Source organism: Proteus columbae, from assembly GCF_002777965.1.
Lineage (GTDB): Bacteria > Pseudomonadota > Gammaproteobacteria > Enterobacterales > Enterobacteriaceae > Proteus > Proteus columbae.
In genome coordinates, this window is sequence record NZ_NGVR01000023.1 from 196,817 (window position 1) to 215,022 (window position 18,206).

The following is an 18,206-nucleotide window of genomic DNA, read 5'->3' on the forward strand; positions in this document are numbered from 1 at the left end:
AAATAAAAATGAATGAATCGTCTCATCAACGTATCGAAGCACTCGATGCGTTGAGAGGAATGGCGATCCTTGGCATTTTATTGCTCAATATTTCAGGTTTTGCATTATTAAGAGTGGCTTCATTTAACCCATTACATTCGGGAGAAGCCTCTTTTGGTGATCGTATAACATGGATGGCATTAAATCTGTTTGCTCAAGGAAAATTCCTCTTTATTTTTGCGCTGCTATTTGGTGGTACGCTTTATCTCCTTTTGTATAAAGGAACACGTTTTAATGTATCGCGATTAGTTGTACTGGCATTGATCGGTGTTATTCACACATTATTTATTTGGGAAGGTGATATTTTATTTCCATATAGTATATGTGGTTTATTTGTTCTTGCATTTATCAAATCAATCGCGACAAAGCACCAATTTATATTGGGAGCGATACTCTATTTTTGTGGCGCACTTATTTTAGGTGCGCTGTTTTACTATTATCGTGATTTTATTGATACCGTTTGGTATAGCACACCATACTCTCAATTAGCTGAATCAGATTGGAAAACAGGATCTTATTTAAATAGTGTTTATTATCGTTTGAATGAGCTAAGTCTTTTTGTTTTTAATCTAGTACGTCAATACAGTTGGTTTTTGTTTGGTGCGATGTTGATGGGTTCTGCATTAATGGCAACAGGTTGGTTGCAGCAGAAATTTAGTCGCGCTCATTATGGTCATGTGGCACTCTATTTCCTCTCAATTAGTTTAAGCTTACAAACGGCTATTGTGCTGGTGGATTATTACCTTGATTGGGATTATCGTTGGGCTGCTATTTTTGCACAACCTTTAACCATGTTGATCCAAGTGATGCAAAGTTTGGGGTATATTGCGCTGTTTTATTGGAGTTGGAATATTATTCAACACTCTTATTTTGCCTATGCTTTACGTTGTGTTGGCAAAATGGCGTTAACGACCTATTTAATGCAAAGTTTTATCGGTATTTATTTATTTCAGCGTATGGGGCTATTTAATCAATTTACTTTACCTGAACTGATGCCTTTTGTTGCCGTCATTTGGGCAATCAATATTGCTTTTGCTGTGATTTGGTTACGTTATTTTCCTCAAGGACCAATAGAGTGGATCTGGCGTAAATCAGCCTCGAAATTAGCACAATTCTTTTAGATTTTTTCATGATTATTTTCATTCAGAGGAAGTGATTCGACTTCCTCTGGTGAAACAGCAGGATAACCTTTAATGCCTTCAGGAATAGATTGTATTGCGGGAATAGTTTCTGGTGGCCCTAAAAAGCGTGGTTCGCGGTTTAGAATATAAACATCAATCATTGCACCTGCTCTGGCAAATACTTCACGTACACGTACTTTAAACATACTTTTAGGGGATGCAACTGCAAAGCATTGCGCATCAATCCCTTTTTCTAATGCGATAAAAACAGCTCGTTCACAGTGAAAACGCTGAGTAATAATGGTAAATCCATCTGTACCAAATACCTCTTTTGTTCGCACTACTGAATCAAGTGTTCTGAAGCCTGCAAAATCCATCACAATACGAGAGGCAGGAATACCCGCTTTAATGAGATCTTTACGCATCGTATTTGGCTCATTATAGCTATGTTTTGCATTATCGCCGCTGAGCAATAAATACTGAATTTTGCCACTATTATAAGCATTTACAGCGCCTTGGATGCGGTATTGATAAAACTGATTTATATAACCGCTGGTATAGTACTTTGATGTGCCTAACACCATTCCCACTTTTTTAGCGGGTAATGTATCCACATCTTCAAATATATAGGGATTGGTTTTCCAGCCGATCCAGCGATCGCAGGCAATCAAGGTGACTGCAAATAGAATAAAAAGTGTGAGAAAAAGATAAATGAGGCGTTTTAGCATGTCCTTGCCTTAATGACGCAAATAACGAATGACTTTCATAATAGTTAAGGCTACTTGAGCAAGGATAGGGAAGCAAGAAAAAAGCGTCTCATATTAAGTAATGACACGCTTTTCAGAATGGTACTTAGTGTTTCAAACTACTTAGAACGAGGTTCTTTTGTAAATACGGTACTCTGGTGACCAATAGTTACGTTCAATTGCTTCTTCTAATGCTGAATCAGAAGTAACAGTAGCAACACCTTGTACTTGTGCTTCTTTTGCAACTTGTTTTGCGATATAACGCGAAACTTGTTGAATATCAGCCAGTAAAGGTAACAGAGAGCCATCACCCTCTTTCGCCATAGGTGAGCAATCTGCTAATGCGCGACTTGCTACCATTAACATGGCATCAGTAACACGTTTTGCACCACATGCGATAACACCTAATCCAATACCTGGGAAGATATAAGAGTTGTTGCACTGTGCAATTGGATACTCTTTATCTTTGTATTTAACTGGTGCAAATGGACTACCCGTTGCCACTAAAGCTTGTCCATCAGTCCAGTTGATAATATCTTCAGGACGCGCTTCTACACGAGACGTTGGGTTAGATAATGGCATTACGATAGGGCGTTCACAGTGTTTGTGCATTTCACGAATAATTTCTTCAGTAAATAAGCCAGCTTGTCCTGAAACACCAATCAAAATAGTTGGTTTTGCATTCTTAACCACTTCTAGCAGTGAAATTGCATCGCTTTCGGTTTCCCAATCAGCAATAGTCTCGCTTTTTTGGATAAGTTTGCTTTGGAAATCAAGTAAATTTGGTAGTTTGTCTGTTAATAAGCCGAAACGGTCAACCATAAAGATACGTTCACGCGCTTGCTCATCACTTAAACCTTCAGATTTCATTTGGGCAATGATTTGTTCAGCAATACCACAACCCGCAGAACCTGCACCTAAGAAAGTGACAGTTTGGTCTTTTAATTGGCGACCAGCAGCACGACTTGCTGCAATTAGGCTACCTAAAGTGACCGACGCTGTACCTTGAATATCGTCATTAAAACAACATAGTTCATCACGATAACGATTTAATAAAGGCATCGCATTTTTTTGTGCGAAATCTTCAAATTGTAGTAAAACATTTGGCCAGCGACGTTTAACAGCTTGGATAAACTCATCAACAAACTCGTTATATTCATCACCTGTAATACGAGGATGACGCCATCCCATATACAGAGGATCGTTTAAACGTTGTGGGTTGTTAGTACCAACATCAAGTACAACAGGCAGTGTGTACGCTGGGCTAATACCACCACACGCGGTATATAAAGAGAGTTTACCGATAGGAATACCCATACCACCGATACCTTGGTCACCTAAACCAAGAATACGTTCGCCATCTGTTACAACAATGACTTTTACGTTCTGTTTAGTGGCGTTTTGTAGCATATCGTCGATATTGGCACGGTTAGGGTAAGAGATAAATAAACCGCGAGCACGACGATAAATATCAGAGAAATGTTCACAAGCTTCACCCACTGTTGGTGTGTAAATGATTGGCATCATTTCAGTTAGGTGAGATTCCAAGAGACGGTAAAATAGGGTTTCATTGGTATCTTGGATATTTCGTAGGTAAATATGTTTGTCGTTATCGTTTTTGAAATCAAGATATTGGCGATAAGCGCGTTCAACCTGTTCTTCGATGGTTTCAACTGCTTCAGGCAGTAAACCATGTAAGTTAAAGGTGCTGCGTTCTTCTTCGCTGAAAGCACTACCTTTATTTAACAGGGGAAATTCAAGCAGGATTGGGCCTGCATACGGGATGTAGAGAGGGCGTTTACTTTCGTGTTCCAGTTCCATGAAAAATACTCTTGTAAGGCAGTTAGTCACATGACAATTGTAGATCCTACAAAATAATAAAAATATGTACAGCTTATGTTATTTTTTTATGATTTTTATGCTTAGAAATGAGAGATAGATACGGTTGTTACAACTTTTTCTGGTAAGCATCAGCAAAATTTACATGCTGATGCTTTTTTAGGAGAGATTTTTAGAGGAATAAGTTAAAACTTTTTACAAAGTGATGCGTTGCATTTGGCGACAACCTAAAGCGGTTAATGTTGCTTGTGTTGCATCCCATTGAGTTAAAATTGTCTCTGCTTTTTCAATTAAGACAGCAGATTCAATATCCATCACACTCTCACCTGCCATATTTAATAAAATTAATGCCGCTTGTAATGGCGGTAAACTTGGGTTAAATGCGGCATTTTCAGCGTAGCTACCTTGGAAAATTTTGCCATTTTTCATTTGAACAGCAATACCACTGTGCGATTCACTATAAGGAGCATGGCTACGATTAGCAGCTTGTATTGCCTGTTGTGCTAATTCACTAGGGTTATCAATTTTGTAACCGTGATTAACTTTGTCCATTAATAAAGAGGTGATATTGAGATCTTTCGGACCAAAGCTATCAGGTAAATAATCGCCCAATGTTGCCATTTTTCTACCCGGCAACTGAATTTGAATATGGGTGCCACTGTTCAATTCGTTCATAAACTGGCGACAATGACCACAAGGTGTATAGTTAACGGTGACTGAGATTAAGCGAGATTCACCACGTAACCATGCGTGAGTCACCGCACTTTGTTCAGCGTGAACGGTTTGTTGTAGCGGGGCGCCAGCAAATTCCATATTGGCACCGAAATAGAGATTGCCACTTTCACCACGCGCAACGGCACCGACTTTAAAATTAGAAATTGGTGCAACAGCACAAGCGGCGGCAACCGGTAAAAGTGCTAGGGCTAAGGCATCATCATTACATTGTAACTGTGTTTTTATGGCATTGACCTGCTCTGCCGTAAACATTGCAGGAAATTCATCCTGCTCAAGATAAGGAGCAAGTGCTTGTTGTAACTGAGGGGATAAATCTGACCAAACTGCCTGAAAACGAGTATGCATACATGAGTCTCCCATTAATCTTTCTGTATTATAAGATTCTAGGCATCTTTACCCATTCTTATATGTGATGAAAATCATATTTTCAATGAAACAATTGCAACAAATTCATTAATTGAGAGATGTATCTCAAATTTATAGTAAAAATCCCCGAAATAAATTTAATTAAATCGAGGATTTAAGAATGGAGAGTAAGAAAGGTATCAACTATAAAGATGCAAAATAATAGGGAAGATAAATGGCGCTGTAAGGGAAGTAATAATCCCGCATGTCATTAATGCCAGTGAGCTATAAGCACCTTCAATATAATCGACTTCAGCAGCTCTTGCTGTTCCTACTGCGTGAGAAACGGTTCCCATTGCTAAACCACGAGATGCGTGAGTAGGAATACGCAGTATCTTAAATAAAGTATGACCAAAAATGGCACCTAAAATACCTACTGCAATAACACATGCAGCACTGATTGCAGGAATACCACCTATGGAATCTGCGACAGCCATTGCGATAGGTGTTGTCACTGATTTAGGTAAGATTGATGCGGCAATTTCAGGTGTTGCACCCGCCCATAAAGCAATTGCTGTACCACTGACCATCGCAGCAATACTACCAATAAAGCAAATACTGATTAACGATTTCCACTGTGCGCGAATTTGGTGTAATTGCTGATAAAGCGGTATAGCTAAAGCGACAACAGCAGGTTGCAATAAGTCATTTAAAATACGACTTCCCGCAAAATAATGCTCATAAGGTGTATGTGTGATTAACAAGATAGGGATAATCACTGCAATACCTATGAGCAGCGGGTTTAAAATCGGTAATTTATAACGAGCTGCAAGTTTACGGGATAAATAAAAGACGATGATAGTTAAAGGAAGTGACCACCAAATATTCATTAACATTAACATTTTTTCTTCTCACTTAACGCTTTATCGTCGTCGTCTTCTTTTTCTACAATATCTTCAACTTGGTCAGGTTTTGCGCCAACAATAATGCGTTCACGATGAACGTAGTGTGAGCAATATGCAACGAGCGCCATAACACCAAAGGTACTTACAACGCAGGCTAAAACGATGGGGAAAAGTTGTTGACTTAATAAATCATAATAGTTCATGACAGCGACTCCGATAGGAATAAAGAGTAATGTCATATTTTTTAAGAGGATATTGGCACCCGGTTTTACCCAACGCAGTGGGATAAGCTGGAAAGCAAGTAGCCCAAAAAGGATCAGTAAGCCGACAATACTGCCTGGAACCGCAAAGGGCAGAAGGGCTGAAATCAGATTACCAGCAAAAAGGCAAAGATAAAGTACCAAAAAAGATCGTAGAAAATGCCAGAGTGTAATCTGCACTCGTGCCCGTTTAGATTTCATAAGTAAGTGTCCTAAATCAACTAACAGATTTATCATACACCGATTTTGAAAGTGTGCTACGGATCACAATAAAAAAAGAGCGAGGCTCTTATAGAACCTCGCCACTTATTTATCTGGCAAATGAATTTTGGTGTTATTTCACTTGCTGACCCGGTTTTGCACCAGAATCTGGGCTGAGTAAGAAGATATCTTTATCGCCAGGACCTGCTGCCATTACCATGCCTTCTGAAATACCAAAACGCATTTTACGAGGTGCTAAGTTTGCCACCATTACCGTTAAGCGACCTTCTAACACTTTAGGATCTGGGTATGCTGTACGAATACCTGAGAATACTTGGCGAGTTTCGCCACCTAAGTCCAAAATTAATTTCAGCAGTTTGTCTGAGCCTTCAACAAAATCGGCTTGTTTAATTTCAGCGATACGCATGTCGATTTTCGCAAAATCATCGAAGTTGATGGTTTCTTGGATTGGTGAGTCTGCTAATGGGCCTGTGACTTCTTTTACAGGTGCAATCGTGCTTTTTGACGCTTCAACCATCGCATTGGCTTTATCCATTTCTATACGATTAAACAATGCTTTGAATTTAGTAATTTCTTGGTTTAATAGCGGTTGTGCAAGTGTATCCCATGTTAATTCAGTTTGTAAAAAGGCTTCTGAACGCTCTGTTAGTGAAGGTAAAACAGGTTTCAGATATGTCATCAGTACGCGGAATAAGTTAATTCCCATTGTACAGATAGCTTGTAGCTGTGCATCTTGACCTTCTTGTTTTGCTACAACCCACGGCGCTTTTTCATCAATATAGCGGTTGGCTTCATCCGCTAATGCCATGATTTCACGAACTGCTTTACCAAACTCACGATTTTCAAATGACTGTGCGATAGTGTCTTTCATATCAACAAAGTGTTGATAAAGCTTAGCATCATCTAAAGAATCAGCTAATTTGCCATCAAAACGCTTGCTGATAAAACCCGCAGTACGTGATGCAAGGTTAACGACTTTATTAACTATGTCGCTGTTAACACGTTGAACAAAGTCTTCTAAGTTTAGGTCAATATCATCGATGCGTGAGGAAAGTTTTGCTGCATAGTAATAGCGCAGGCAATCTGCATCAAAATGATCAAGGTAAGCACGAGCTGTAATAAAGGTGCCACGAGATTTTGACATCTTCGCGCCATTTACAGTGACATAACCGTGAACAAACAGGTTGGTTGGCTTGCGGTATTCGCTGCCTTCTAACATGGCAGGCCAGAATAAGCTGTGGAAATAGACGATATCTTTACCGATAAAGTGATAAAGGTCTGCTTTGCTGTCTTTATTCCAGAACTCATCAAAACTTAAATCACCACGTTTTTCACATAAGTTTAAGAAAGAACTCATGTAGCCGATAGGTGCATCTAGCCATACATAGAAATATTTACCCGGAGCATCTGGGATTTCAAATCCAAAATAAGGCGCGTCACGAGTGATATCCCACTGTTGTAAACCGCTGTCGAACCACTCTTGCATTTTATTTGCAACTTGCTCTTGCAGAGCGCCAGAGCGGATCCACTCTTGTAACATGTTGCTAAATGCAGGTAAGTCGAAGAAATAGTGTTCAGTTTCACGCATAACAGGTGTTGAGCCTGATACAACAGAGCGTGGATTAATTAATTCTGTTGGGCTGTAAGTTGAGCCACAAACTTCACAGTTATCACCATATTGGTCTTGCGCTTTACATTTAGGGCAAGTGCCTTTTACAAAGCGGTCAGGCAAAAACATGCCTTTTTCTTCATCATAAAGCTGAGAAATCGTTTTGCTTTTGATGTGACCATTTTTTTTCAGTGCAAGATAAATTTTAGTTGATAACTGGCGACTTTCTTCACTGTGTGTAGAGTGATAATTGTCGTAACTGATATTAAAACCAGCAAAATCCTGCTGATGCTCTTTGCTCATTTCTTCAATCATGGCTTCTGGCGTAATACCCAGTTGTTGAGCTTTCAGCATAATTGGCGTGCCGTGAGCATCATCAGCGCAGATGAAATGAACTTCTTTGCCGCGCATTCGTTGATAACGGACCCAGATATCTGCCTGAATGTGCTCAAGGATATGACCGAGATGAATTGAACCGTTAGCATAAGGTAACGCGCAGGTTACCAATAATTTATTCGCGACGTGAGACATAGTAAGGATCTTACTTCCATAAAATTAATAAAAGGGACTTTGATGTTAACCGATCCATCATGATGTCGCTAGGGCAATAATCGAGTTTTTGCAAGAGAAATTTCAGTTGGCAAATTGAGGTAAGGCATTATCGTAGTCATCTACTATCTGATATGATAGATGCACTCATATATTTAATAAATAATGAAAACGAGAGGAGCCGGGATGAGTGATAAATCCCCCGAGCAGACCACCCCTGAGATTCTGAACGAAAAAGTTTCAGGTGTCTTGTCTACTTTTGAACACCCGACATTGAAACGTAATCTGCTTTCTCTAAAAGCATTACATCAATGTGCGATGATTGACGATGTTCTTCATATCGAGTTAGTGATGCCATTTGTTTGGAAAAAACCTTTCCAAGTCCTAATCGAAGAAAAAACAGCTGAACTTCGCAACATCACTGGTGCAAAAGCCATTGAATGGAAACTCAAGCACAATATTTCAACCTTACGCCGTGCAAATGATCTGCCAGGTGTTAATGGTGTGCGTAATATTCTTGCTGTGAGCTCTGGTAAAGGTGGCGTTGGTAAATCAAGTACAGCTGTTAACCTTGCATTAGCCCTTGCACAAGAAGGCGCTAAAGTAGGTATTCTTGATGCTGATATTTATGGACCATCTATTCCAAATATGTTGGGTACCACAATGGAGCGTCCGACGTCTCCTGATGGACAACATATGGCGCCGATTATGGCTTATGGTTTAGCGTCTAACTCTATCGGTTATTTAGTCACAGATGATAATGCAATGGTATGGCGTGGTCCTATGGCGAGCAAAGCATTAATGCAGATGCTCCAAGATACGCTGTGGCCTGACTTGGATTATCTGGTTATCGATATGCCGCCGGGAACAGGTGATATCCAATTAACCTTATCTCAAAATATCCCTGTAACCGCTGCGGTTGTGGTAACAACACCACAAGATATCGCGCTGGTGGATGCAATGAAAGGGATCGTCATGTTTAAGAAAGTCAATGTACCTGTATTAGGTATTATTGAAAACATGAGCGCACATATTTGTAGTAACTGTGGTCACCTTGAACCTATCTTTGGTACAGGTGGTGCGGCGAAATTAGCAGAGAAATATCATTGCCAATTATTAGGCCAAGTTCCTCTTCATATTTCTTTACGTGAAGACTTAGACCGCGGACAACCAACAGTGATGCGTGATCCTGAAGGCGAGTTTGCTGATATTTATCGCGAAATAGCGTCAACAGTGTCTGCTCAAATGTATTGGGATGGTGATGCAATTCCAACGGAAATTTCTTTCCGCGCAGTGTAATTACAGTAAAATAATACGTTGAATTATTTGCTGATTTAAATGGAGAGCCATTTGGCTTTCCATTTTTTACATGCGATTTTCGACTGTTTTTGATAAAAAACGAATAGATTTCTGGTTTTACGCTGGAACCAGAGTGATTTCAAAACTATAATCTGCGCTAGCGTAATATTTACATATTATTACGTTATCCCTCTTTTTATTTCAAACCAGGTTTTTGATTATGGCTGACACAGCACATCAGTGCACAATTGTAGGTATCGCTGGAGCATCTGCTTCGGGTAAAAGTCTTATTGCAAGTACACTTTACCGCGAATTAAGAGCGCAAGTAGGTGATCATAATATCGGGGTGATACCAGAAGATTGTTATTATCGTGACCAAAGTGATTTAACGATGGAAGAACGATATAAGGTCAATTATGACCACCCAAATTCGATGGATCACGCACTTTTATATCAACATTTGTGTGAACTAAAAGCAGGAAAAACCATCGAACTCCCTCAATATGACTACGTTGCTCACACTCGCAAAGCAGAATCCATTCCTTTTCAACCCAAAAAAGTTATTATCATTGAAGGCATCTTGTTATTAACAGATAAACGCCTGCGTGAAGAGATGGATTTCTCTATCTTTGTTGATACGCCATTAGATATTTGTTTAATGCGCAGAATTAAACGTGATGTTAATGAACGTGGACGTAGCTTAGACTCAGTCATTGAACAATATAATAAAACCGTTCGTCCTATGTTCTTCCAGTTTATTGAACCTTCTAAACAATATGCCGATATTATTGTCCCTAGAGGGGGTAAAAACCGCGTTGCGATTGATATTCTGAAAGCAAAAATTGGGCAGTTCTGCGAATAATAGGTTCATTTGTGGGCAGCTTTCATGCATGATGAAACTGCCTGTTTAACTTGAAGAAGGAAATAAAATGCGATTATGCGACCGTGATATTATTCAGTGGCTGGATGAAGGTAAATTAGTCATTGAACCCCGCCCGCCCATCGAGCGAATTAACGGCGCAACAGCAGATGTTTGCTTAGGAAATCAGTTTCGCGTTTTCCAAGGTCATACTGCTGCTTATATTGATTTAAGTGGCCCTAAGGCTGAAGTGAACGCTGCGCTAGAGCGTGTAATGAGTGATGAAATTGTGTTACCTGAAGGTGAAGCCTTTTTCTTACATCCTGGTGAATTAGCGTTAGCTGTGACACTTGAGTCAGTCACTTTGCCTGATAATGTTGTTGGATGGTTAGATGGACGCTCATCATTAGCCCGTTTAGGTTTAATGGTACATGTTACTGCTCATCGTATTGATCCCGGCTGGCATGGACAAATCGTATTAGAATTTTTTAATTCAGGTAAACTTCCTCTCGCATTAAGACCGGGTATGGTTATTGGTGCATTAAGTTTTGAACCTATGTCTGGTTCTGCTGATAGACCTTATAATCGTCGTCAAGATGCAAAATATAAAAATCAACAAGGTGCTGTTGGTAGTCGGATTAGTGAAGATTAACTATCTTTATAATCATCATTATCATGTTCACTAAGCGGGTAATTATATGAAAAGGTTTTTGACAACACTGGCTATTTTGCTTGTGGTTATTTTGGCAGGCTTAACAGCGTTAGTTTTACTCATTAACCCGAATGATTTCCGTGGATACCTTGTTGAAAGGGTCGAAAAACAAAGCGGTTATAAACTCACATTACAAGATGATATGCGTTGGCATGTGTGGCCAAAGTTAAGCATTATCAGTGGTAAAATGTCATTGACCGCACCCGGTGCTGAAATGCCTTTCATTACAGCCGATAATATGCGTCTTGATGTTGAGTTATTACCGCTACTTTCTCATCAACTTGAAGTAAAAGAAGTTATGCTTAAAGGTGCCGTCGTTCGCCAAACACCTGAAAGTAAAGCTATTCCTAAAATATCACCACCTTCTACTCCTCGAGATATTTCTCGCCCAGTTGTCGAAACTAGAGCCAATAATTGGCAGTTGAATATCGCCAAAGTAAAAATTTCAGACAGCTTAATTATTTGGCAAATGAAAAACGGTGAGCAGCTTAATTTACGTGATATTAATTTATCGTTGAAAACAGATGAGAAAAAACAAGTTAGCCTTGAGATGAGCACGAAAGTGAATCGTGATCGTCGAGAGGTAACGCTTAATGTTAACGCTAATGCGGATATGAGCGCTTACCCTTATCAAATTAACGGCAAAATTACACAGCTAGATTATATTTTGTCTGGTACTGAACTTCCTGAAAATGGGATCACAGGGGGGTTATCCTCTGATTTTACAATTAAAAATGACAGCATCAGAGCGATATCTCTTGATAATTTAAATCTCACGGCAAACGACAGCCAATTACAAGGCCATATTAGTGCTGAATTTGATAAAAAAACACGTTATCAAGTGGAGTTAAGCGGCGATGTTTTGAATTTAAATACACTATTGCCTGAATTAGCACAGACAAAAACAACAGAAACGGCACGTTTAACGCCTGTTATAAAGAGTTCAACAACTTCTCCATTTTCATTATTTAACTCTGCTCATGCTGCGCCAGCGCCGAATGCCACTATTATGGCAAAACCGGTTATTACTTCAGTTACCATTGAAAATAAAGAATATGATTTAACGCATTGGGGTGATATTGAGTTTACGCTGAAATTAGCCCTGAATAAGCTTCTTTATAAAGATTTAGAGATTAACAATTTTAAACTTAATGCGTTAAATAATCCTAATTCACTAAATATTCAAACCTTAACAGGACAAATCCTTCAAGGTGATTTTTCACTACCAACGGTTATCTCTACAAGCATTGTGCCAGCGCATATCAGCATGGATATCACAATGAACAATATTCCATTAAAGCCACTATTGCGTGTCTTTAATCAACCTGAAAATTTCAGTGGATTAATTTCAGCAAAAGGAAATTTAGAAGGAACGGGATATAACCGAAAAGCTTTTTATCATTATTGGCAAGGTACACTTAATACCTCTGTTACCCAATTTAAAATGCAGGGATTAAATGTACCACAGGTTATTCAGCAATCAGTCGCCCAAGCGACAGATAAAGTGATTTACCCTGAAGATATCGAAAGTTATACCCAAGCAGATAATGTGATTGCCCAATTTAAGTTAGCACCAAAAGGAAAAGTAACCGTTAATTCACTTGATGCTCAAGCAGAGGCTTATCAAATTAAAGGGCAGGGAAGAGTGGATCTTCAACGCCATGATCTTGATGTGATGTTACTTGTTAATATCAAAAAAGGTTGGGGTAAAGAAAACGAATTTATTCGTCAGTTGGCTAAAATTGAAATTCCATTAAGACTCTATGGAGATTGGAATGCTATTCAATATGAACTTAATATTGAAAAATTATTGCGCGAGCAATTACAGCAAAAAGCCAAACAAGCTATCGATAATTGGCTAAATAAACAAGATGCTGAAAGCCCTGAAGTAAAAGCACTTAATCAGCTATTGAAGAAAATATAATTTCACGATTTTTAACTTCATCACATTCTTAATAAAAGCACACTGTTTTGATAATTGTGTGCTTTTTGCTTTATATCTATCATTTAATTTATGTTTTGAATGAAAAGTAAGCATTCGTGCTATATGTATGCAAAAAAATAGTCGTTTTTTTTGATATATGTCATACACTGCAACGTTGCCTTTGGGCAGAGTGTGTCAATCGCACTAAACGCAAAAATGATGATAAAAATAAAAAACTTCATTTTATAAATGACTATTTTAGACAGGATAAATAAATGATTGAAATTCTTATCGGCGCCTTCGTTGCCGTAGGTGTTGGACGTTATATCGTTAAAGGCTATTCACCAACTGGTGTCTTAATGACAGGTGGTCTGTTATTACTGATCATCAGCGTAATTATGGGAAGGGCTGTTTTACCTGCGAGTGCGACTGCGACAGGCTACGGCTTAATTGATATTGTCGAGTATGTGAAAAATCTACTAATGAGCCGTGGTGGCGATTTAGGTATGATGATCATGATACTTTGTGGTTTCGCTGCTTATATGACACACATTGGCGCTAATGATGTTGTTGTAAAATTAGCATCACGCCCACTGAAAATGATTAACTCACCTTATCTGCTAATGGTTGCGGCTTACATTGTTGCATGTTTGATGTCACTGGCTGTTTCATCCGCAACAGGTTTAGGTGTGTTATTAATGGCAACGCTGTTCCCTGTTATGGTGAATATGGGAATTAGCCGCGGAGCTGCTGCGGCAATCTGTGCGTCTCCAGCTTCTATTATTTTAGCGCCAACATCAGGTGATGTTATTTTAGCCGCGCAAGCGTCTCAAATGCCGCTGATTGATTTTGCATTTAAAACCACATTGCCTATCTCTATTGCTGCAATTATTGGTATGTGTATCGCTCACTTCTTCTGGCAGCGTTATCTTGACCGTAAAGAGCATATTGAAACAGAAATGTTAGACGTGAATGAGATCAAAACTCACGCACCAAGTTTCTATGCAATTTTGCCTTTCACGCCAATTATCGGTGTTCTCGTTTTTGATGGTAAATGGTTACCAGAACTTCATATTGTTGCCATTATTATTATCTGTATGATTTTAGCCGCTGTTATCGAATTTATTCGTAGCTTTAGCGCAAAACAAGTTTTTGAAGGTTTAGAAGTTGCTTATCGCGGTATGGCAGACGCATTTGCGCAAGTTGTGATGTTATTAGTCGCAGCAGGGGTATTTGCTCAAGGCTTAACAACTGTTGGCTTTATCAATGCCTTAATTGAAGGGGCTCAGTCATTAGGCTCAGGTGCTATTGTGATGATGATTGCACTGGTATTAATTACGATGTTAGCAGCGATGACAACAGGCTCAGGTAATGCGCCATTCTATGCATTCGTTGAGTTAATTCCTCGTTTAGCAAGCAACATGGGCGTTAACCCTGCTTATTTAACTATCCCTATGTTACAAGCTTCAAACTTAGGCCGTACATTGTCACCAGTTTCTGGTGTTGTGGTTGCGGTATCTGGTATGGCAAAAATTTCACCTTTTGAAGTGATGAAACGTGTTTCTGTACCAGTATTAGTAGGGCTGGTTATTGTTATTGTTGCGACTGAAATTCTTGTACCAAGTACTTTAGGTTAATTATTAATTCATTGAATTAATCTGAAATTATTGTTTTAAATTTTATTGGCGGGCTTTGTGTGTGAAAACAAAGCCCGTTTTTTATATTTCATCATATTAAGATAAAAAAATATCCGCCATAAAGGCGGATATTTTGCTATTTGACAGAGATTACGCTTCGTCCACGTCCTCATTATCGTCAGTTTTAGGCTCAACAATTCGAACTTTATTAATTCGATGGTTATTCACTTCTAATGGCTCAAATTCAATATCATCAATCAGAATTTTCTCGCCAACAGTAGGTACACGTTGTAAGTGCTCCATTAATAAGCCTGCTAAGGTTTCATACTCACGTTTTTCATCCAATTTGATTGGAATATAAAGCACTAAGTCTTCAAGTGGTGTAAAACCGTTTACAGTCCATGAACCGTCTTCATTTTGAACTAAATCATGACGTGAATCGTTTTCTTCAGAGCTGACAGGTAAGTTACCCGCAATAGTTTCCATAACGTCAGTCAGCGTCACGATCCCTTCTACTGAGCCAAATTCATCAACGACAAATGCGAAGTGAGTATGCGCACTACGGAACTGTTCTAACGCTTGCAGTAAGGATAAACCTTCAGGGAAAATCAAAGGTTGAGTGACCAATAAACGTAAGTTTAGCGGTTCATTACGCAATTGCTGATTCAGCAGTTGAATAACATTAACCACACCGACAGGTTCATCACTATATTGCTCATCAGTGATCACTAGGCGAGAGTGAGGATCCTTTTCCAACAATTGGCGGATATCATCTTGTGTTGCATTTAAGTCTACGTATTCAACATCATGGCGAGACGTCATGATACTGTTAACATTACGTTGGCTCAAACCAAGCACACGCACAATCATTTGGCGTTCTTGAGGATCAAACACTTCTTCTGAACTGGAGACTAAATCAGATGTGTGAGGATCTAATTCAGAAGATTCAGACTTACCATTAATAATACGTAGCACCGCTTCTGCTGTACGTTCGCGCAAAGAGCGAGAAGCTGATAAGAAACGGCGACGGTTAAATTGTGCAAGCTGATTAAAGACTTCTATCATGATAGAGAAGCCAATCGCTGCATATAGGTAACCTTTTGGAATGGCGTAGCCAAAGCCTTCGGCAACTAATGCAAAACCAATCATCAGCAAGAAGCTTAAACACAAGATAACAATGGTTGGGTGGTTATTGACGAAATTTGTTAGAGGCTTACTTGCAAGGATCATCAAGAACATTGCAATAGTAACAGCCGCAATCATAACGCCTAAATGATCAACCATACCAACAGCGGTTATCACTGAGTCAAGCGAGAATACCGCATCCAGCACGATAATTTGAGCAACGACAGACCAAAAGCTGGTCGTTTTGCGTTGTTTCCCTTCGTTGTGATCTTTACCTTCTAGCCGTTCATTAAGCTCCATAGTGGCCTTGAACAGCAAGAATATCCCTCCAAGCAACATAATTAAGTCTCTTGCACTGAAAGGATGATCAAACAGTGTAATAAGAGGTTTTGTCAGAGTGATAAGCCAAGAGAGACTAAATAACAACACAACCCGCATAATAAGGGCACACAACAAGCCTGTTATACGTGCTTTATCTCTTAGTTTTGCTGGGAGTTTATCTGCCAGAATAGCAATGAAAACAAGGTTATCAATACCAAGTACGATTTCGAGAACAATTAGGGTGGAGAGTCCTACCCAGATTGTCGGATCTAAGATCCATTCCATACAGTTTGTTTTACCTTCTATAAAGACGGCATATGCCGACTTGAGAATAATGAGCAATTTGCAGGAATTTTTCAATAATTTATTATCAATATAAAGGCAATAATTTCATTTTACGTGAAAGAGTGCGATATCGATTGCATCAATAACTACCACCAATGATGAGAGTGAGTTACTATGTGATCAGGTTAACACATTGCCAGTGCTTGGAAACTGGCAGGTATATTTTCAGACGGGAGTCATTTTCATGTCAAAACAGCAAATCGGCGTGGTTGGTATGGCCGTTATGGGACGTAACCTTGCGCTTAATATTGAAAGCCGTGGTTATTCGGTATCTATCTACAACCGCTCAAGTGATAAAACAAACGAAGTTATCACTGAAAATCCAGGTAAAAAACTGGTTCCGAATTATTCTATTGAAGAATTTGTTGATTCGTTAGAAAAACCGCGCCGTATTTTATTAATGGTAAAAGCGGGTGAAGCGACAGATAAAACAATTGCTGCATTGACTCCTCATTTAGATAAGGGTGATATCCTTATTGATGGCGGAAATACTTTCTTTAAAGATACTATTCGTCGTAATCGTGAATTATCAGAGCAAGGTTTTAACTTTATTGGGACTGGTGTTTCAGGTGGTGAAGAAGGTGCATTAAAAGGTCCTTCAATCATGCCGGGCGGACAAAAAGAAGCTTACGAATTAGTCGCGCCAATCCTTGAAAAAATTGCTGCTGTTGCTGAAGGTGAACCTTGTGTGACTTATATTGGCGCTGATGGCGCAGGTCACTATGTGAAAATGGTTCACAACGGTATTGAATATGGCGATATGCAATTGATCGCAGAAGCCTATTCCGTATTAAAACACTCTTTAGGTCTGACTAACGAAGAATTAGCAGAAACTTTCACTGAGTGGAATAAAGGTGAGTTAAGTAGCTACCTGATTGAGATTACTGCTGATATCTTCCGTAAAAAAGATGATGAAGGTAAATACCTTGTAGATGTTATTCTTGATGAAGCGGCAAATAAAGGTACAGGTAAATGGACTAGCCAAAGTTCTTTAGATTTAGGAGTACCAGTTACTCTTATTACTGAATCTGTGTTTGCTCGTTATATCTCTTCATTAAAAGATCAACGTGTTGCGGCATCTAAAGTATTATCAGGCCCAACACCTAAAGCATTCTCAGGTGATAAAAAAGCCTTTATTGAAAATGTTCGTCGCGCACTGTATTTAGGTAAAATTGTCTCTTATGCTCAAGGTTTCCAACAACTGAAAGCAGCATCAGACGAATATAACTGGGATTTAAATTACGGTGAAATCGCGAAGATTTTCCGTGCGGGCTGTATTATTCGAGCGCAATTCCTGCAAAAAATTACAGATGCTTATAATGAAGATGCAAGTATTGCAAATCTGCTGTTAGCACCATACTTCAAACAAATCGCTGACGATTACCAACAAGCTCTGCGTGATGTTGTTTGTTATGGCGTACAAGCAGGTATTCCAACTCCAACATTCTCTGCGGCTATTTCTTACTACGATAGCTATCGTGCAGAAGTGTTACCAGCAAACTTAATCCAAGCTCAACGTGACTACTTTGGTGCGCATACATATAAACGTACTGATAAAGATGGTGTATTCCATACAGAGTGGATGGAATAAGTAAGATTATATATTCGGTTATA

At 39.1% G+C, this 18,206-nt stretch carries 14 protein-coding genes; 7 read left to right on the top strand and 7 right to left on the bottom strand.

Annotated features, from left to right (window positions below; all coding sequences use genetic code 11):
* The first annotated feature begins 8 nt into the window (after positions 1–8).
* Positions 9–1,160 carry a DUF418 domain-containing protein YeiB gene (gene yeiB / locus CBE70_RS11935; protein WP_100159516.1) on the top strand — a complete coding sequence of 384 codons (1,152 nt, stop codon included), beginning with the start codon at positions 9–11 and terminating at the stop codon, positions 1,158–1,160.
* Here yeiB and sanA read toward each other — a convergent pair.
* The 6 genes from sanA to metG form a co-directional block, all read right to left on the bottom strand.
* On the bottom strand, positions 1,157–1,888 hold the full coding sequence (gene sanA, locus CBE70_RS11940) for an outer membrane permeability protein SanA (protein WP_100159517.1): 732 nt from the start codon (positions 1,886–1,888) through the stop codon (positions 1,157–1,159). The genes yeiB and sanA overlap by 4 nt on opposite strands.
* 141 nt (positions 1,889–2,029) lie before the next feature.
* A complete protein-coding gene (locus tag CBE70_RS11945; protein WP_100159518.1) occupies positions 2,030–3,727 on the bottom strand; it encodes an NAD-dependent malic enzyme in 1,698 nt (565 codons plus the stop codon).
* Between the two features lie 213 nt (positions 3,728–3,940).
* Positions 3,941–4,825 carry a cytidine deaminase gene (gene cdd / locus CBE70_RS11950; protein ID WP_100159519.1) on the bottom strand — a complete coding sequence of 295 codons (885 nt, stop codon included), beginning with the start codon at positions 4,823–4,825 and terminating at the stop codon, positions 3,941–3,943.
* 200 nt (positions 4,826–5,025) lie between these two features.
* A complete protein-coding gene (locus tag CBE70_RS11955) occupies positions 5,026–5,721 on the bottom strand; it encodes a CidB/LrgB family autolysis modulator (protein WP_100159648.1) in 696 nt (231 codons plus the stop codon).
* Positions 5,721–6,191 carry a CidA/LrgA family protein gene (locus tag CBE70_RS11960; protein ID WP_100159520.1) on the bottom strand — a complete coding sequence of 157 codons (471 nt, stop codon included), beginning with the start codon at positions 6,189–6,191 and terminating at the stop codon, positions 5,721–5,723. The genes CBE70_RS11955 and CBE70_RS11960 overlap by 1 nt, the downstream gene beginning before the upstream one ends.
* Before the next feature lie 133 nt (positions 6,192–6,324).
* Positions 6,325–8,352, bottom strand: a complete 2,028-nt coding sequence (gene metG / locus CBE70_RS11965) for a methionine--tRNA ligase (protein WP_100159521.1) — start codon at positions 8,350–8,352, stop codon at positions 6,325–6,327.
* A 204-nt stretch (positions 8,353–8,556) separates the two neighbouring features.
* On the opposite strand from metG, the gene apbC reads away from it, so the two are divergent.
* The 5 genes from apbC to dcuC all read left to right on the top strand — a co-directional run bounded on the left by apbC (position 8,557) and on the right by dcuC (position 14,801).
* Positions 8,557–9,669: an iron-sulfur cluster carrier protein ApbC gene (gene apbC, locus CBE70_RS11970; protein WP_036912151.1), complete on the top strand. Its 1,113-nt coding sequence runs from the start codon at positions 8,557–8,559 to the stop codon at positions 9,667–9,669.
* Positions 9,670–9,889: 220 nt separating this feature from the next.
* A complete protein-coding gene (gene udk, locus CBE70_RS11975) occupies positions 9,890–10,531 on the top strand; it encodes a uridine kinase (RefSeq protein WP_023581260.1) in 642 nt (213 codons plus the stop codon).
* 67 nt (positions 10,532–10,598) lie between these two features.
* Positions 10,599–11,180, top strand: a complete 582-nt coding sequence (gene dcd, locus CBE70_RS11980; protein ID WP_075672535.1) for a dCTP deaminase — start codon at positions 10,599–10,601, stop codon at positions 11,178–11,180.
* 46 nt (positions 11,181–11,226) lie between these two features.
* Positions 11,227–13,164 (top strand): outer membrane assembly protein AsmA, encoded by a 1,938-nt coding sequence (gene asmA / locus CBE70_RS11985; protein ID WP_100159522.1) that lies wholly within the window; start codon positions 11,227–11,229, stop codon positions 13,162–13,164.
* 275 nt (positions 13,165–13,439) lie between these two features.
* The gene (dcuC, locus tag CBE70_RS11995; protein WP_100159524.1) at positions 13,440–14,801 is read left to right on the top strand and encodes an anaerobic C4-dicarboxylate transporter DcuC; all 1,362 of its coding nucleotides are present in this window, start codon (positions 13,440–13,442) and stop codon (positions 14,799–14,801) included.
* 150 nt (positions 14,802–14,951) lie between these two features.
* Here the strand turns inward: dcuC and CBE70_RS12000 are convergent, their stop codons facing one another.
* Positions 14,952–16,532 (bottom strand): TerC family protein, encoded by a 1,581-nt coding sequence (locus CBE70_RS12000; RefSeq protein ID WP_100159525.1) that lies wholly within the window; start codon positions 16,530–16,532, stop codon positions 14,952–14,954.
* Between the two features lie 244 nt (positions 16,533–16,776).
* Here CBE70_RS12000 and gndA point away from each other — a divergent pair, with 244 nt between their 5' ends.
* Positions 16,777–18,183: an NADP-dependent phosphogluconate dehydrogenase gene (gene gndA, locus CBE70_RS12005; RefSeq protein ID WP_100159526.1), complete on the top strand. Its 1,407-nt coding sequence runs from the start codon at positions 16,777–16,779 to the stop codon at positions 18,181–18,183.
* The last annotated feature ends 23 nt before the right edge of the window (positions 18,184–18,206 follow it).

Coding starts and splice junctions, on each gene's coding strand:
- yeiB (WP_100159516.1), top strand. CDS start 9: ATGAATGAATCGTCTCATCAACGTATCGAAGCACTCGATGCGTTGAGA.
- dcd (WP_075672535.1), top strand. CDS start 10,599: ATGCGATTATGCGACCGTGATATTATTCAGTGGCTGGATGAAGGTAAA.
- cdd (WP_100159519.1), bottom strand. CDS start 4,825: ATGCATACTCGTTTTCAGGCAGTTTGGTCAGATTTATCCCCTCAGTTA.
- apbC (WP_036912151.1), top strand. CDS start 8,557: ATGAGTGATAAATCCCCCGAGCAGACCACCCCTGAGATTCTGAACGAA.
- metG (WP_100159521.1), bottom strand. CDS start 8,352: ATGTCTCACGTCGCGAATAAATTATTGGTAACCTGCGCGTTACCTTAT.
- gndA (WP_100159526.1), top strand. CDS start 16,777: ATGTCAAAACAGCAAATCGGCGTGGTTGGTATGGCCGTTATGGGACGT.
- CBE70_RS12000 (WP_100159525.1), bottom strand. CDS start 16,532: ATGGAATGGATCTTAGATCCGACAATCTGGGTAGGACTCTCCACCCTA.
- asmA (WP_100159522.1), top strand. CDS start 11,227: ATGAAAAGGTTTTTGACAACACTGGCTATTTTGCTTGTGGTTATTTTG.
- CBE70_RS11945 (WP_100159518.1), bottom strand. CDS start 3,727: ATGGAACTGGAACACGAAAGTAAACGCCCTCTCTACATCCCGTATGCA.
- sanA (WP_100159517.1), bottom strand. CDS start 1,888: ATGCTAAAACGCCTCATTTATCTTTTTCTCACACTTTTTATTCTATTT.
- CBE70_RS11955 (WP_100159648.1), bottom strand. CDS start 5,721: ATGTTAATGAATATTTGGTGGTCACTTCCTTTAACTATCATCGTCTTT.
- CBE70_RS11960 (WP_100159520.1), bottom strand. CDS start 6,191: ATGAAATCTAAACGGGCACGAGTGCAGATTACACTCTGGCATTTTCTA.
- dcuC (WP_100159524.1), top strand. CDS start 13,440: ATGATTGAAATTCTTATCGGCGCCTTCGTTGCCGTAGGTGTTGGACGT.
- udk (WP_023581260.1), top strand. CDS start 9,890: ATGGCTGACACAGCACATCAGTGCACAATTGTAGGTATCGCTGGAGCA.